This window comes from Streptomyces sp. NPDC058964 (assembly GCF_042741275.1).
Taxonomy (GTDB): domain Bacteria; phylum Actinomycetota; class Actinomycetes; order Streptomycetales; family Streptomycetaceae; genus Streptomyces.
In genome coordinates this window covers 1-1,638 of the sequence record NZ_JBHYKH010000928.1, presented here as the reverse complement: position 1 = coordinate 1,638, position 1,638 = coordinate 1, and the positions used below count along the sequence as shown (strand labels likewise).

The window sequence follows — 1,638 nt, the reverse complement described above, 5'->3', positions numbered from 1 at the left end:
GGTCCCAGCGTTCAGCTGGGACCAGGGGTCCTTTTGTTGTTTTGAAAATCAAGCTCAGCCCGGAGCGCGCCGGGTACCCGGCTGCGCGAGAATGACTTGCGGTACCGAAGACAGGAGTCACCATGTCCACCAACTCTCCCGACGACCGACCGGAGCGTGACCAGCGTCGACGGGACGGTGGTGACCGCGGAGACCGTGGTGGATACCGCGGCGACCGTGGCGACCGCGGTGACCGCGGTGACCGCGGTAGCTACCGTCGCGACAACGACCGTGGTGGATACGGCCGTCGGGACGACAACCGGGGTGGTGGTTACGGTCGTCGTGACGACCGCCGTGACGACCGCCGAGGTGACGACCGTGGGGACCGCGGTGGCTTCCGTCGCGAAGACAGCCGTGGCGACAGCCGTGGCGACAGCCGCGGTGGATACGGCCGTCGTGACGACCGCCGTGACGACCGGCGTGACGACCGCAGGGACGGTGACCGTGGGCCTCGTCCCGCGTACCGCCGTGACGACCGTTCCGGTGGGCCGCGTCGCGACGACCGCGACCGCGGCTACCGTCGTGACGACCGCGGCGACCGTCCCTCCTACCGTCGCGATGACCGTGGCGAGCGCCGCGACGAGCGCCGTGACGACGACCGCGGTGGTTACCGCCGTGACGACAACCGTGGTGGTGGCTACGGCCGTCGGGACGACCGCCGTGACGACCGCCGCGACGGCGACCGTGGAGACCGTGGTGGCTTCCGTCATGACGACAGCCGCTCCGGATACGGCTCCGGATACGGTCGGCGTGACGACCGCGGAGATCGAGGTGACCGTGGAGACCGCGGCGGCTACCGCCGTGACGACAGCCGTGGTGGTGGCTACGGCCGCCGTGACGACCGCCGTGACGACCGTGGCGGACGCCCCGGCGGCTACCGGGGCCGGCCCGGTGATGACCGGCGCGGTGGCGGCCGCTTCCGTGAGGAGCGTGAGCGGGACCGCGACCGTGAGCCGATCAAGCGTCTGCCGATCCCCGAGGACGTCACGGGCGACGAGGTCGACAAGGACGTACGGCAGGAGCTGCAGAGTCTGCCGAAGACGCTCGCGGAGGACGTCGCCAGGAACCTGGTGATGGTCGCCCGGCTGATCGACGAGGACCCCGAGGGCGCGTACGGCTACTCGAAGGTGGCCCTGCGCCTGGCGTCGCGCGTCGCCGCCGTGCGTGAGGCGGCCGGCTTCGCCGCGTACGCGAACCAGAAGTACAGCGAGGCGCTCGCCGAGTTCCGGGCCGCCAAGCGGATGACCGGCACCGTGGACCTGTGGCCCGTGATGGCCGACTGCGAGCGTGGGCTCGGGCGTCCGGAGAAGGCGCTGGACATGGCCGGCGCCCCCGAGGTGCACAAGCTGGACAAGGCCGGTCAGGTCGAGATGCGGCTCGTGGCCGCCGGTGCCCGGCGTGACATGGGACAACTGGACGCCGCCATCGTGACGTTGCAGAGCCCGGAGCTGGCCTCCAACTCCCTACAGCCCTGGACCGCGCGCCTGCGGTACGCCTACGCCGACGCGCTGCTGGCGGCCGGGCGTGAGGGCGAGGCGCGTGAGTGGTTCGCGAAGGCCGTCGAGGCCGACCGGGACGGCAGCACGGACGCCTCCGTGC

At 71.6% G+C, this 1,638-nt stretch carries 2 protein-coding genes; both read left to right on the top strand.

Going from position 1 to position 1,638, the window contains the following annotated elements; genetic code table 11:
- Nucleotides 1-156 precede the first annotated feature (156 nt).
- On the top strand, nucleotides 157-1,113 hold the full coding sequence (locus ACFW2E_RS46480; protein ID WP_384478118.1) for a hypothetical protein: 957 nt from the start codon (nucleotides 157-159) through the stop codon (nucleotides 1,111-1,113).
- Nucleotides 1,005-1,638 (top strand): hypothetical protein (locus ACFW2E_RS46475; RefSeq protein ID WP_384478115.1); only part of this gene is annotated, 634 nt, incomplete at its 3' end. The genes ACFW2E_RS46480 and ACFW2E_RS46475, both read left to right, overlap by 109 nt.